The sequence below is a fragment of the Pseudonocardia bannensis genome, from assembly GCF_012911875.1.
In the GTDB taxonomy this organism is placed as follows: domain Bacteria; phylum Actinomycetota; class Actinomycetes; order Mycobacteriales; family Pseudonocardiaceae; genus Pseudonocardia; species Pseudonocardia bannensis.
The window spans coordinates 40,070-52,954 of sequence record NZ_JAAXKZ010000027.1 but is presented as its reverse complement, the minus strand read 5'-3'; the positions used below and the strand labels follow the sequence as shown (position 1 = coordinate 52,954).

Sequence of the window (12,885 nt, the reverse complement as noted above, 5' to 3'; positions counted from 1 at the left end):
ACGCACCCACCTGCCCGTGGTGGTGTCGCACCGGCGCCGGCCCCCCCGGCGCCGATCCCGCCCGCGCCGGTTCCGTCGTCACCGAACTCGCCCGCGCCGGTTCCGTCGTCACCGAACTCGCCCGCGCCGGTTCAGGCGGGGGAAGGGGCCGGGGCCGACGCGGCACGGGAGCCCCTGCGTCGGTCTCGGTCTCGTTTCTGTCTCGACTCGCCCGAGGGGGCTCACGTCCGTCGCTCCACCGGCGATGAACGGGCGGGGCCGCCCGGAACCGGGGCGGCATCGGGATGAGAGGAGGCCGCCGTGGGGCGGTTGGCAGCGGCAGTCATCGCCATGGAGGTCGCGGCGCTGGTCGTCGCCTATCTGGCGTTCGGCTGGCCGGTGCTGCTGGTCGGCGCTCCGCTGCTGGTGGGCACCGTGTTCGTGTTGATCGTGGTCCGGGCCAGCGAGGCTCCGCGGCGCAAGCTGCACGAGCTGCGCTCCACCCGCTGGGAGACCGACACGCCGCTCCCCGGTGGGCTGATGAGCGGCTTCTTCCAGCTCTCCCCGCAGGGACGTCCCGCGCAGGTCCCCGAACCGACCTCGCGCGGCGCCGGGAACTGACCTCCACGCCGTCGGTGCGATGGTGGCGGGGTGCAGATCCGTCCGGCCCGGCCCGACGAGGCCGAGGTGCTCGCCGGGATCGCGGTGCGCGCCAAGGCGCACTGGGGCTATCCCGCCGCGTTCATCGCGCGTTTCGCCCGATCGCTCGGGCTGACGCCGGAGGTGGTCACGGCGAACGACGTGTGGGTGGCCGAGCGCGCGAGCGTCGTGGTCGGCTTCTACTCGCTGCTGCACCGCGGTGAGCTGACGGTTCTCGACGATCTCTGGCTGGAGCCGGAGGAGATCGGGCGCGGTCTGGGCCGGTGGTTGTTCGAGCACGCCCGGGATCGGGCGGCCGCCGCCGGTGCCGAGGTCCTGGAATGGGAGGCCGAACCGTACGCGGTCGGTTTCTACGAGCGGATGGGCGGCCACCGGGTGCGGATGGCCGATTCCTCCCTCGGGCGGAAGTTGCCGGTGATGCAGTTGGCCCTGGGCGCGGTGCGGACCGGAAAACCGGCCGCCGGCCCGCCGGCCCTCTAGCGATTCACCGCCGTGCCGACCGACGACGACGCCGGGACCGGCGGGGCGGTCGCGCTGCTGCGCCGCCACCGCGGCTACCGCGCACTGTGGACGTCGCGGGCGGTGTCGCTGCTCGGCGACGCGATGAGCCTCGTCGCGCTGATGCTGCACGTCGCGGGCACCACCGGGGCGGCGCTCGCGGTGGCGCTGCTGCTGCTCGCCGGTGACGTCGCGCCGTCGCTGCTCGCGCCGCTGACCGGGGCGCTCAGTGACCGCATCGACCTGCGCCGGCTGATGGTCGTCTGCGACCTGGCGCAGGCCGCCGTGGTGGTCGTGATCGCGCTGCTGCTGCCTCCGCTGCCGGTGCTGCTCGGGCTCGTCGCGGTGCGGGCGCTGCTCGGGCAGGTATTCGCGCCCGCGTCGCGGGCGGCGGTGCCGGCGCTGGTGGACGACCGCGACCTCCCGTCGGCGAACGCCGGCATCGGGTTCGGGAGCAACCTCGCCGAGGTCCTGGGGCCGCTGCTGGCCGCGGCACTGTTCACCGGCCTGGACGTCCGCGGCGTGCTGCTGGTCGACGCGGCGACCTTCGTCGTGTCCGCGGTGGTTCTCACCCGGCTCCCCCGGCTGCCCCGCCCGGTCGCCGGGACGCGTCCGGCGTTCCTGGCCGATGCCCGGGCCGGGCTGGGTTACCTGCGCGCGGCGCCGTTCGTGCGGGCGGTCGTGCTGGGGTTCTGCGCGGTCGTCGCCTTCAACGGGGTCGACGACATCGCCCTGGTGTTCCTGGCCCGCGATCTCGGCGGCGAACCGGCCGCGGTCGCGCTGCTGCTGGCCGGGGTGGGGGCCGGGCTGCTCGCCGGCTACCTCCTGCTGGCGCGCGGCGGCACCCGGTGGCCGATGGTCGCCGTCTTCGGTGCGGGGCTGGCGATCAGCAGTGCCGGCAACCTGCTGACCGGGCCGGCCTGGTCGATCGCCGCGGCGTTCACCCTGCAGGTGGTCCGCGGGATCGGTATCGCCGGGATGGACGTCGCGGCCGGCACGCTGCTGCAGCGTCACGTGCCGGCAGCGATGCTGGGTCGCGTCTTCGGCAACCTCTACGGCGCCCTCGGGGTCGCGGCCGGGCTGTCCTACGTGCTGGGCGGGTGGCTGCTGGACCTGACCTCCGCGCGGACGACGCTGGTGGTCGCCGGGGCCGGCGGGCTGGTCGCCGCGGCCCTGACGGTCCGCACCCTGCGCCGCCGGTCTGCCGTGAGTGGCTGATCGGATCGCCCGGACGGTGCCCATCACGTGTCGACGCCTTCCGGGGAGGGCATGCTTGCGACGACCGACGCGACAGGGCGGGAGGTGGGCCGGATGGTCGCCGGCACCGCGTGCGACCGCCCCCGTATCGCGGCGGGCGGTCGGATCCCGTGCTGATCGGGCTGATCGTCGCGATCGTCGCGATGGTGCTCAACAGCGCCGCCGGCCTGCTGCAGTCCGACGGGGCCGGTCGGGCCACCCGCCGCCGGCCGCTGGTCCTGCAGCCGCGCTACCTGGTGGGGCTGGTCGTCGACGCGCTCGCGTGGGTGTGCACGGTCGTCGCGCTGCGGTACCTGCCGGTGTTCGTGGTGCAGGCGGTCCTCGGTGGTGCGATCGCCCTGACCGCGCTCGCCACCCGGTGGCTCTACGGCGCGGTGCTGCGCCCGATCGACCGGGTTGCCATCGTCGCCTGCCTGCTCGGCCTGGTACTGGTGGCAGCCAGCGCGGGTGACGAGGAACCGAAGGGGATCCCGCCCACCGTCGACCTGGTGCTGCTCGCCGCCCTCGTCGTCCTCGTGGGCGCGCTGCTCGCGCTGCGCAACACCCGCCACGCGTGGCCGCTCGCGCTCGTCGCCGGCCTGGGATTCGGCGGCACGTCGCTGGCGGTGCGCGCGGTGCAGCTGCGCGACGGGGGCGGGTTCGACCTCGTCGGGCTGCTCGCCCAGCCGGCGACCTACCTGCTGATCGGCTACTTCCTGGTGGGCCTGATCTCCTACTCGCGCGCGCTCGGGCGGGGCGACATCTCCGCGGTGACGGCGGTGTTCACCGTGACGGAGGTGGTGGTGCCCGGGCTCGTGGCGATCGCGCTGCTGGGCGATCCGGTCCGTCCCGGCTGGGTCCCGGCGCTGGTGTCCGGGCTGCTGCTCGCCGTCGCCGGGGTCGTCGTGCTCGCCCGGTCGCCGGCACAGCACCTCCACCCCGAGCGGGACTTCGTGCGTTGAGCCCGTCCGGTCGCCGAGCGGGCCTGCCCGTGGTCATGACGTGACCGCGCGTCCCGGCCCACCGGCCGGGGCCGGCGTCACCGGCGGGCGGCGGCGGTGACGCCCGCCGCCGCGGCGAGCCCGGCGGCGCGGCGCCGCCGCTCCCGGCGTCTCCCCTGCCAGCCCCCGTGGATCCGACCGGGCCCGGGCGTGGGCCGGTAGAGGTTGCCGGTGCTGTCCGGGGCGGGCTCGGTGCGCGACAGGCCCAACCGGTCCATCTCCTCGGCCAGCACGCGCTCAGCGGGACCGGGCAGCACCTTGTGGTGCAGCAGGAACGCCCGGCCCAGCAGCCCGCCGGCGACGACCTCGCGGCGCGGCACCCGGATCTGGTTGACGATGATCCGGGCGACCCGTTCGGGGGTGTAGACCGGCGGCAGCGCGCGCGCCCGGCGGCCGGAGTGGTTGGCGGCGTTCTCCCAGATGGGGGTGTCGATGGCGGCGGGCAGCACCGTGCACACCTCGACCCCGCGGATGCCCGCCAGCCGCAGCTCCTGGCGCAGGCTCACCCCCAGCCCCCGGACCGCGAACTTCGACATCGCGTAGGACGAGACGAACGGCGCGGCGACCACCCCGAGGATCGACGAGACGTTGACGATCACGCCGCGGTCCCGCTCGATCATCCGCGGCAGCGCGGCACGGCAGCCGTGCACGTAGCCCATCACGTTCACGTCCAGCACCCGCCGCACGTCGTCGAGCGGGACGTCGAGGAACGAACCGAACGCCATGACCGAGGCGGCGTTGACCCAGGCGTCGATCCGGCCGAAGCGGTCCACGGTGCGCCGGGCGGCATCCTCGACTGCTTCGGGGTCGGTGACGTCGGCGGGTGCGATGAGCGCCCGGCTCCCGCGCTCCGCGCAGTCGGCCGCCGCCTGGGCCAGTGATTCCGCGTTCCGCATTGGCCCCGCGTACCCACGGCGGGCGAGTCGAACCGGCCCGGCCTACCCTCGCGGGGGTGGTCGAGGTCCGTCGTCAAGCCCGGGTGCAGCTCCGCCGAGCGGATCGCGCCGCCCACCGTGTCGGCGGACTCCAGGAGGCAGACGTCCCAGCCGGCGTCGGCGAGCACCGCGGCCGCCACCAGCCCGTTGTGTCCGCCCCCGATCACGACGGCGTCGGCGGTCAGAGAGGGCATGGCGGCAGTGTGTTCCGGTTTCGGCAGCTCGGCACGCCCTGGCCACGGAGGCGAGGGACGGTCCGGTGCCGCTGCGTCAGCCGGCGGCCTGCTGGGCCCTCGCGTACGCCAGGTGCAGGAAATCGGCCCCGGTCAGCACGGAGAACATCCCGGCAACATCGGACGCCGACTCGTCGATCTGCCCCGTGACGTGGTGCTCTCATCGTGTTGCGCCAGAGTTCCCTGGAGGGAGTGGCCGTCCCCCCGGGCTCCGGGTGGGTTCCGTCCCGTGTTGCCACCGGTACACGCCGGCTCCCAGCGCGTAGGACAGATGCCCGCCCAGCGCACCGCCGGCGGAGACGGCCAGTAGCCCGATCAGGCTCCACGCCTTCCCCGCCGCGACGCGGCCGCGGGCGCGCCGCCGGTAGGACGTGAGGAAGCAGCTCGAGGCGACGAGGTTGGCCGCCGCGTGGACGACGCCGACCCGGCGCTGCGGGCCGTCGAGCTCGCTCCAGTCGGCGAGCCCGGTGAGGACGGCCGGCGGGGTGGCCGCGAGGCCGAGGGCGATCAGCCGCCGGGCGGTGTCCTGCTGGCCGGGGATGCAGTCGAACACCGTCGAGCACGACCAGGCGCCGATCGGCACGGTGACCAGCGCCGGATGGACGGGATGACCGAGCCAGTCCCCTCGCAGCAACCCGTCGAGCCGGCTGCGCGACAGCAGGCGGCGCAACCGGTCCTGCACCGCTCCCGCGGGACGGTCGAGCTGGGACAGGGACTCCGTCGACTGCAACCACCGGTGCGCGTTCACCTTCCCCGATTACCCGCCGGTGCGGCCGGTCCAATCGGCCAGGTTGGTCCGCTTTCTCCAAGACACCCGGTGCCCGAGGCCGCGAGGATGTCGCCATGCCGACGTGGGATGACGTGGTGGCGATCGCGACGGCCCTTCCGGAGGTCGAGGAGTCGACGTCCTACCGGACGCCCTCGCTGAGGGTGCGCGGGAAGGGGTTCGCCCGACTGCGTACGGAGGCCGAAGGCGGCCTGGTGCTGATGTGTCAGCTCGACGAGAAGGCGGCGTTGCTGGCGTCGGGCGATCCGGCGTTCTACACGACTCCGCACTACGACGGGTACGGCGCGATTCTCGTCGACCTGACGAAGATCAGCCGTGACCAGCTCGTCGAGTTGATCGAGGACGCCTGGCGGCAGAAGGCGCCGAAGCGGTTGCGGGCCGCGTTCGACGACGGCCGGGCGCCGGCCTGACGCAGTTCCTTTCCGTGGCGGTTGACACGCGGACCGAGCGGGCATGCGATGGACTGCTCGCTTTCAGGCACCTGCCCTGCGTTCCGCGATCGGGAGGAGACCGCCATGCCGTACCTGAACGTCGATGTCGAGAACGACCACCCGGTCGAGATCTACTTCGAGGACCACGGGGAGGGCCGGCCGGTCGTGCTGATCCACGGTTGGCCGCTCAGCGGCCGGTCGTGGGAGAAGCAGGTGCCGGCCCTCGTGGATGCGGGCTACCGGGTCGTGACCTACGACCGCCGCGGTTTCGGCAAGTCGTCGCAGCCCTGGAGTGGCTACGACTACGACACCTTCGCCGGCGACCTGCACAAGCTCCTGATCCACCTCGATCTGCGCGACGCGACGCTCGTCGGCTTCTCCATGGGTGGCGGCGAGGTGGTCCGCTACATCGCCACCCACGGCACCGACCGGGTGGGGCGTGCCGTGCTGGCCGCCGCCGTCCCGCCCTATCTCTACAAGTCCGACGACAACCCCGAGGGGGCCCTCGACGACGCGACGATCGCCGAGTTCGAGGACGGCGTGAAGGGCGACCGCATCGCGTTCCTCGACGGCTTCACCACCACCTTCTTCGCCACCGGTGACCGGACCGACCTGGTCAGCGAGCCACAGCGCATCTACAACCGCGACATCGCCGCGTTCGCCTCGCCGAAGGGCACGCTCGACTGCATCAGCGCGTTCGGGCGCACCGACTTCCGGGACAACCTGAAATCCGTCAAGATCCCGACGCTGATCATCCACGGCGACTCCGACGTGATCGTGCCGTTCGAGGTCAGCGGCAAGCGGGCGCACGAGGCCATCGACGGCAGCTCGGTGGTCGTCGTCGAAGGGGGGCCGCACGGGCTCAACGTCACGCACGCGGACCGGTTCAACGCCGCGCTGCTCGAGTTCCTCGCGGGCTGACGGGCGCCTGATCGATCTAGGCGAACAGCCCCTCGAGCCAGGACTTCCAGGCCTGCTCGCCGGCCGCCTGGTCCACGTCGTCGGAGTAGACGTGGTGCCCGACGGCCACGGCCATCCCCAGTGCCGCCCGGCCGTGGAACCGGAGGAGCGCGTCGGCGGTGCGGACCCCGAGGAACGACGGCCCGACGTAGTCCACGACGCCCTCGATCGGCGCGAGCCCGGCCGGGGTGAGCCGCACCTGCTCGCCCTGGGTGGGGGCACGGCTCAGCCCGAGCCCCTCGAGGACGCCCGGCCACGCGCTCGCCTGCGCCGACGCCTGCGGGCCCTCGGCCTCGATGTAGGTGGCGGGCCGGCCGGGGAAGTGCTTGAGGTACTCGGTCAGCGTGTGCAGGTACATGTCCCAGCCGTGGCTCGTCATGTCCTCGTACTCGGCGCTCCAGTCGTCGCCGAGGATTCCGCTGTGCACGAAGCGGAGCACGCTGCTGCCGCCCTCGCGTGCCTCGATGAGGTACTCGAACGCATGCGTCGTGCCGTCCTCGGCCTCGGGGGTCCGGGTCACGAGGTGCTTGGACGGATCCCAGGCGTCGGCCTGCGCGCGGTCGGGCGCCTCGATCGCCATGAACCACGCTGCGAGTCCCGGCCCGGTCGCGATCGCCTCCCACACCTGCTCGGGGGTCGCCTCGAGGGTGACTTCCTTGCGGATCTCGAATTCCCGGCTCATCTCCGCGCTCCTTCGGTTCCGGCTACGACGGCCACCCTGTCACCGACAACTTTTATCGTCAAGACTGTCAGAGTTGTCGGTGTGCCGCCGGGCGCACGTCGTGCTGTTTCCCGCCCCCCCGGGCCGGGCACTGCCTCACCATCACAGCAACAGCGTCTACCGCGGGAGTGCCCCGATGGGTCGAGAGAGGATCGCCGTCCTGTTCGTCCACGGGGTCGAGATCGACGACGGCGAGCTCGCGGTTCAGCCGATGCAGCTGCTGAGCCGAAGATTCACCGCGATCGCCGGTGTGCCCGCGGAGGACGTGCTCGTGATGAGGGCGGCGCTCTGGGGAGCGGCTCTGCACCGGCGGCAGGAGGAGCTGTTCCGGCGCTGCCTCGGCGGCGGCGAGGCGACGGCGTTCTCCCAGCAGATGACCGACCTGGTCAAGCAGGTCAACGCCGGGTCCTGGCCGGCCCTGCTCAAGCTGGTGGCCCGCACCGTGTGGCCGTTCCCGCTCGGCGAGTCGGGGCTGCAGTACCCGGCGCTGCGCTGGTTCGTCCTCCACCTGCTCGGTGACGCGGTCTCCTACCAGAGGGTCGGCGGCGACGACGTTTACCGGGAAGTCCACGACAGCGTGTCCGAAGCGCTCGGCGAGCTGGCGACCGAGGCCGGGCCGGACGCGACGCTGTGCGTCATCGCCCACAGCCTGGGCACGGTGATCGCCACCAACCACTTCGACAACCTGCGCAGGGAGCCCGGCGAGGACGGGACGGCCCTGCAGCGGGGCGAGACGCTCGGGTTCCTCTACACCCTGGGCTGCCCGATGGCGGTGTGGGCAGCGAGCTACCCGGAGTCCCAGGATCTCGGGGAGCCGATCCCCGTTCCGGCGCCCGGGTTCCCCCTGCGACATCCGGAGCTGGGCTGGACCAACATCCTCTACCGCGAGGACGTCGTCGGGTACCCGCTGCAGCCGCTGGGTGGCAGGTACGCCGAGCGGGTCAAGGACCGGGTCATCGACGTCGGACCGCTGCCGCTGCGGAACAACCCGCTCGCCCACCTGTGGTACTGGCACGACCGCGCCGTGATCGACCCCATCGCCACCTCGCTGGCGAAGTTCTGGGCCGCCCGACCTCGCAGGTAGGGCTACGCGACGGCGGACCCGGGCCGGCGCGTTCCGACCTCAGCGGCCGGTGAACCGCGCGGCCGGGGTGCCCGGCGGGTTGAACACGCCGGGCTGCGCGTCGGGGTTGGCGACGCAGACCTCGGCCTCGAGGCCGTCCGGGTCGCGGAAGAACAGGCTGAGTACCGGCCCGAAGTCCGTGACGAACTCGTCGGCCGACCCCCGCGCGATGAGCCTGCGCCGGATCTCCTCGAACGCCGCGAGCGAGGCCGCCTGCAGGCCGAGGTGGTCGAGGCGCCCCCGGCCGAACATCGGGACCTGCCGGTCGGCCTCGGTGTTGCCGTCGACCTGGAACACGTTCAGTTCCCTGCCCGGCCCGATGTCGACGATCGAGAATCGCATCCCCGGCTGCTGGATGTCCTGGGCCACGGTCGCGTCGAAGACCTCGCGGTAGAACGCATGCAGCCGGTCGGTGTCCTGGGTGAGTACGCCGACGTGGTTCACACCGTCCAGCAGCATGGACGGAGGATAGGGAGGTCCACCCGTCCAGGGAAGAGCCCCGACAGAGTCCCGCCGCCGCGCTCCCTCCGATCGACCCCGGTCCGCGGTCGCGACAACGGCCTCGAACGGCACGAACGTGAACCTTGTGGGCCGCTCGGGCGGACCTCCGGCGAATTCATACGGAACCGAATAACCCACAAGTTGCTTGCCGAATCAAGATTCGCGATTCGGATGGCGTGCGGGGTGCGGACCAATTACCCGTGACGATCCTGCCGCTCCGTTCGTGGCCCACGTCACGCAAAAGCGGCTGACCGGCAGGAGCGGCGTTCCGGCTGCTCAGAGGTGCCGCGGCGCCATCTTTTGATCGACGTACCCAATCTTGATGAAGTCCGGCAAGAAGGCGTAGAAGGCTGAAACGGAGCAGACCAGGCAGGCGAAAGACCGGTTGATCGTGCTGCTGGATCTGCCGGGTATGAGGAGATTCTCTTGACCACCACCGAATCGTCGCGAGCTGCGTCCCGGTCCGTACTCCGGCGCATCATGCTGCCCGCCCCGCGCGTGCCCGACATGGCCGAGGCGCCCGCTCCGGCTCCGGTGCGCCCGACGGAAACGCCGGTGCGCGGGGCCGGGGTGCGGGGCCGGTTGGGCCGGGTGCGGGCGCGGATGCTGGTGCTGCCGGTGGACGGGGCGCTGCTGTTGGCGCCGTTGCTGTGGGACACCGGGCAGGCCAAGGCGGTGGTGGCGATGGCGGTGGTGTCGCTGCTGCTGTTGTTCGGCGGGGGCCGGTATCGGGCCCGGTTGCACCTGAGCGTGCTGGACGAGCTGCCCCGGCTGCTGGGCAAGCTGTTGACCGCGGCGGCGCTGGTGGCCACGGTGACCGCGCTGCGCCACGACCTGCAGGACGCGGTGGCCGGGTTTCTGGTCAACGCGGCGCTCGCCATCGGGCTGGTGCTCGCGGGCCGGGTGCTGACCACCCGGCTGATCGGGTGGGGGCGGCGGCGGCGGATCACCGCGCACCGCACGGTGCTGATCGGTGGTGGGGCGCTGGCTGCGGAGCTGGCGCAGATCCTGGGCCGGCACCCGCGCTACGGGCTGGCGGTGGCCGGGTTCGTCGACGACGGCAGCGACTGCATCGCTGCGGCGGTGGTCCCGCAGCTGGGCGGCCTGTCCGACCTGGACGCGGTGGTTCGCCGCACCGGCGCGGACGTGCTGCTGGTGGCCGACGGCGACTTCTCCGAACGGGCCCTGCTCGACGTGGTGCGGACCCCGGCCTGCCGGCCGTGCGATCTGCTCGTGGTACCGCGCCTGCACTACTTCCACACCCAGACCGGAATGGCCGACCACATCGGCTCGATCCCGGTGATGCGCATCCGCACCCCGTCCCTGCGCGGCCCGGCCCGGCTGGTCAAGCGCGGGTTCGACATCGCGGTGGCCGGGGTGGCGCTGCTGGTGGCGGCGCCGCTGCTGGCGGTGTGCGCGCTGGCGGTGCGGCTCGAGGGCGGCCCCGGGGTGATCTTCCGGCAGGCCCGGGTGGGTCGTGACGGGCAGCTGTTCGACTGCCTGAAGCTGCGCTCGATGCGCCCGGCGAACGAGGCGGAGTCGGCCACCAACTGGTCGGTCGCGAATGACAACCGGGTCGGCCCGGTCGGGAAGTTCCTGCGCCGCAGCTCGCTGGATGAGCTGCCGCAGCTGTGGAACATCCTGCGCGGCGACATGACCCTGGTCGGGCCCCGCCCGGAGCGCCCGCACTTCGTCGACCTGTTCTCGGCCGAGTACGACCGCTACGCCCACCGCCACCGGGTGCAGGCCGGGCTCACCGGCCTGGCCCAGGTCAGCGGGCTGCGCGGGGATACCTCGATCGCCGATCGGGCCCGGTTCGACAACTACTACATCGAGAACTGGTCGCTCTGGCTCGACATCAAGATCGTCATCCGAACCTTCGCCGAGGTGTTCTGCGCCCGCGGCCGCTGACCAGCACCGGACCCATGCACCTCACCACCGCAAGAGCCTCGGGAAGACCCGGGGGAACGTCGACAGTGTCGGGGGACACGATCACGATGAGCGTAGTTGTCGAACACTCGCGCCACGCCGCGCCGGCCGAGAAGATGACGGTCATGGGCCGCCACCGGCTGGGCCACGACGATTTCCGCCTGCTGTTCGTCTGCACCGGCAACATCTGCCGGTCGCCCTTCGCCGAGATCCTCACCCGGCACCTGCTGATCGGGCGGCTCGGTGGGCGGGCCGCGGCCGACTTCGACATCCGCAGCGCCGGGTTGCGGGCCGTCGTGGGTCATCAGATGCACCCGGACACCCGCGACGAGCTGATGCCCTGGCGCCTCGACGGCGCCGCCGCCGAGCGGTTCACGGCCCGGCAGCTGCGGTCGTCGATGATCCGCGCGGCCGATCTGGTGCTGTGCGCGAGCCGGCGCCACCGCTCGGCGGTGGTGGAACGGGAGCCCGCCGCGCTCGCGACGGCGTTCACCGTGCGTGAGTTCGCCCGCCTCGTCGAGGGGGTCGACCCCGGGGCGCTGCCGCTGCACCCGGTCCAGCGCGCCCACGCCGTCCTGATCGCGGCCCGCGACCGTCGCGGCATCGTGCCGCCCGTCCCGGCCGAGGAGGACAGCATCCCCGATCCGATGGGCAAGTCCCTCGATGCGCACCACGAGGCGGCTGCCCGGATCACAGCATCCGTTCAGGTGATCGTCGATGTGATCGCACCGCGGCATCAGTCGGTAGCTCGTTGATGTCAACGTCCATCGAGCGCCCTCGCCGCCGGGGCGGCCAGGTGCTGGCCGCCTGCGCACTGATGATCCTGTTGCTGATCGGCTCCGCAGCCGCGGCTCTCTACGTCTTCACCGAAAACATCGGTAACAACGTGCAGCGGGTGCGGACGTCTTCGGCGCGCTCGACGAGCAGGCACGCCGGGCCGCCGGCGAGGCGCTCACCTTCCTGCTCGTGGGGACGGACTCGCGCTCGGCCGAGCCGACCACCGGCACCGACGCCGCACCCGATGTCGAACCCGGTTCGCAGCGCAGCGACGTGCTGATGGTCGCCCAGATCAGCCCGGAGCGGACCAATGCGTCCGTCGTCTCGATCCCGCGCGACGCGTGGGTCGAGATCCCCGGCCGCGGCATGAACACGATCAACGCGGCGTACGCCCTGGGCGGTCCGAGCCTGCTGATCCGGACGGTCGAGAACCTCACCGACCTGCGCATCGACCACTTCGCGGTCATCGACTTCGCGGGCTTCGAGTCGATGGTCGACTCGGTCGGCGGTATCGACGTCCGGGTCGCCGCCGCCACGAGTAACCACGGTGTCGACTTCCACCAGAGCCTCAACCACCTCGACGGCGCGCAGGCGCTCGCCTACGTCCGGCAGCGCTACAACCTGCCCCGTGGGGACCTCGACCGTGCCCAGCGCCAGCAGAACGCGCTGCGGGCGCTGCTGTCGAGGGCGGTGTCGGGTGGCGCACTGTCGGATCCCGCCGGCCTCTACGACCTGCTCGACGCGACGAGCCGCACAGTCGGGGTGGATGACACGTTGAGCAACGGTGGGCTGCGCTCGCTGGCGTTCGAGCTGATCGACCTGCGGCCGAGCGCCGTCGCCTTCATGAGCGCGCCGGTACGCGGGCTCGGCAGGGAGGGCGTCCAGTCCGTCGTCTGTCTCGATGATCTTCGCGCGGCCGAGCTCTGGAGCGCGCTGCGGAACGGCACGCCCGCGGACTACGCACAGCGACACCCCGCCGACTCACTGGGCCACCCGGGCGTGACTAATACGGGTGACAGTGCCTTTCCGATTCGTCGGACCTAATTCCCCGTGGTAAGACTCAAGCGCTACCCCAGATGGATCATGAGGAGATGCTCTCTCGCCGGCGAGGTTG

Annotated in this window: 14 protein-coding genes and 1 pseudogene; 10 read left to right on the top strand and 5 right to left on the bottom strand. The window is 72.2% G+C overall.

Annotated elements, in window-relative coordinates:
• Nucleotides 1-300: 300 nt before the first annotated feature.
• From HF519_RS10175 to HF519_RS10160, 4 genes are all read left to right on the top strand, one after another.
• The gene (locus HF519_RS10175) at nt 301-600 is read left to right on the top strand and encodes a hypothetical protein (protein WP_169412493.1); all 300 of its coding nucleotides are present in this window, start codon (nt 301-303) and stop codon (nt 598-600) included.
• 30 nt (nt 601-630) lie between these two features.
• On the top strand, nt 631-1,119 hold the full coding sequence (locus HF519_RS31205) for a GNAT family N-acetyltransferase (RefSeq protein ID WP_169412491.1): 489 nt from the start codon (nt 631-633) through the stop codon (nt 1,117-1,119).
• Between the two features lie 12 nt (nt 1,120-1,131).
• A complete protein-coding gene (locus HF519_RS10165; RefSeq protein WP_211169817.1) occupies nt 1,132-2,355 on the top strand; it encodes an MFS transporter in 1,224 nt (407 codons plus the stop codon).
• A gap of 149 nt (nt 2,356-2,504) precedes the next feature.
• Nucleotides 2,505-3,335 carry a DMT family transporter gene (locus HF519_RS10160; protein ID WP_169412489.1) on the top strand — a complete coding sequence of 277 codons (831 nt, stop codon included), beginning with the start codon at nt 2,505-2,507 and terminating at the stop codon, nt 3,333-3,335.
• A gap of 77 nt (nt 3,336-3,412) precedes the next feature.
• On the opposite strand, the gene HF519_RS10155 is transcribed toward HF519_RS10160, so the two are convergent.
• From HF519_RS10155 to HF519_RS10145, 3 genes and pseudogenes are all read right to left on the bottom strand, one after another.
• Nucleotides 3,413-4,270: an SDR family NAD(P)-dependent oxidoreductase gene (locus tag HF519_RS10155; protein ID WP_169412487.1), complete on the bottom strand. Its 858-nt coding sequence runs from the start codon at nt 4,268-4,270 to the stop codon at nt 3,413-3,415.
• A 62-nt stretch (nt 4,271-4,332) separates the two neighbouring features.
• Nucleotides 4,333-4,503, bottom strand: a pseudogene (locus tag HF519_RS10150) (FAD-dependent oxidoreductase); the annotation flags it as partial.
• 199 nt (nt 4,504-4,702) lie between these two features.
• The gene (locus HF519_RS10145) at nt 4,703-5,290 is read right to left on the bottom strand and encodes a DUF2231 domain-containing protein (RefSeq protein ID WP_169412485.1); all 588 of its coding nucleotides are present in this window, start codon (nt 5,288-5,290) and stop codon (nt 4,703-4,705) included.
• Nucleotides 5,291-5,385: 95 nt separating this feature from the next.
• On the opposite strand from HF519_RS10145, the gene HF519_RS10140 reads away from it, so the two are divergent.
• Nucleotides 5,386-5,739, top strand: coding sequence for an MmcQ/YjbR family DNA-binding protein (locus HF519_RS10140; protein WP_169412483.1), 354 nt, complete (start codon nt 5,386-5,388; stop codon nt 5,737-5,739).
• A gap of 105 nt (nt 5,740-5,844) precedes the next feature.
• Entirely contained in the window at nt 5,845-6,681 is an 837-nt protein-coding gene (locus HF519_RS10135; RefSeq protein WP_169412481.1) for an alpha/beta fold hydrolase, read from the top strand.
• A 16-nt stretch (nt 6,682-6,697) separates the two neighbouring features.
• Here the strand turns inward: HF519_RS10135 and HF519_RS10130 are convergent, their stop codons facing one another.
• Nucleotides 6,698-7,402, bottom strand: coding sequence for an SRPBCC family protein (locus HF519_RS10130; protein ID WP_169412479.1), 705 nt, complete (start codon nt 7,400-7,402; stop codon nt 6,698-6,700).
• Nucleotides 7,403-7,577: 175 nt separating this feature from the next.
• Here HF519_RS10130 and HF519_RS10125 point away from each other — a divergent pair, with 175 nt between their 5' ends.
• Nucleotides 7,578-8,525: a hypothetical protein gene (locus HF519_RS10125; protein ID WP_169412477.1), complete on the top strand. Its 948-nt coding sequence runs from the start codon at nt 7,578-7,580 to the stop codon at nt 8,523-8,525.
• 39 nt (nt 8,526-8,564) lie between these two features.
• Here HF519_RS10125 and HF519_RS10120 read toward each other — a convergent pair whose 3' ends face one another.
• A complete protein-coding gene (locus HF519_RS10120) occupies nt 8,565-9,023 on the bottom strand; it encodes a VOC family protein (protein WP_169412475.1) in 459 nt (152 codons plus the stop codon).
• Nucleotides 9,024-9,491: 468 nt separating this feature from the next.
• Between HF519_RS10120 and HF519_RS10115 the strand changes: the two genes are divergently transcribed.
• The 3 genes from HF519_RS10115 (at nt 9,492) to HF519_RS10105 (ending at nt 12,815) form a co-directional block, all read left to right on the top strand.
• Complete coding sequence (locus tag HF519_RS10115) at nt 9,492-10,976, top strand: sugar transferase (RefSeq protein WP_246242996.1); 1,485 nt, start codon at nt 9,492-9,494, stop codon at nt 10,974-10,976.
• Between the two features lie 86 nt (nt 10,977-11,062).
• Nucleotides 11,063-11,749 carry an arsenate reductase/protein-tyrosine-phosphatase family protein gene (locus HF519_RS10110; RefSeq protein ID WP_169412473.1) on the top strand — a complete coding sequence of 229 codons (687 nt, stop codon included), beginning with the start codon at nt 11,063-11,065 and terminating at the stop codon, nt 11,747-11,749.
• A gap of 211 nt (nt 11,750-11,960) precedes the next feature.
• Nucleotides 11,961-12,815 (top strand): LCP family protein, encoded by an 855-nt coding sequence (locus tag HF519_RS10105; protein ID WP_312860026.1) that lies wholly within the window; start codon nt 11,961-11,963, stop codon nt 12,813-12,815.
• Nucleotides 12,816-12,885 lie beyond the last annotated feature (70 nt).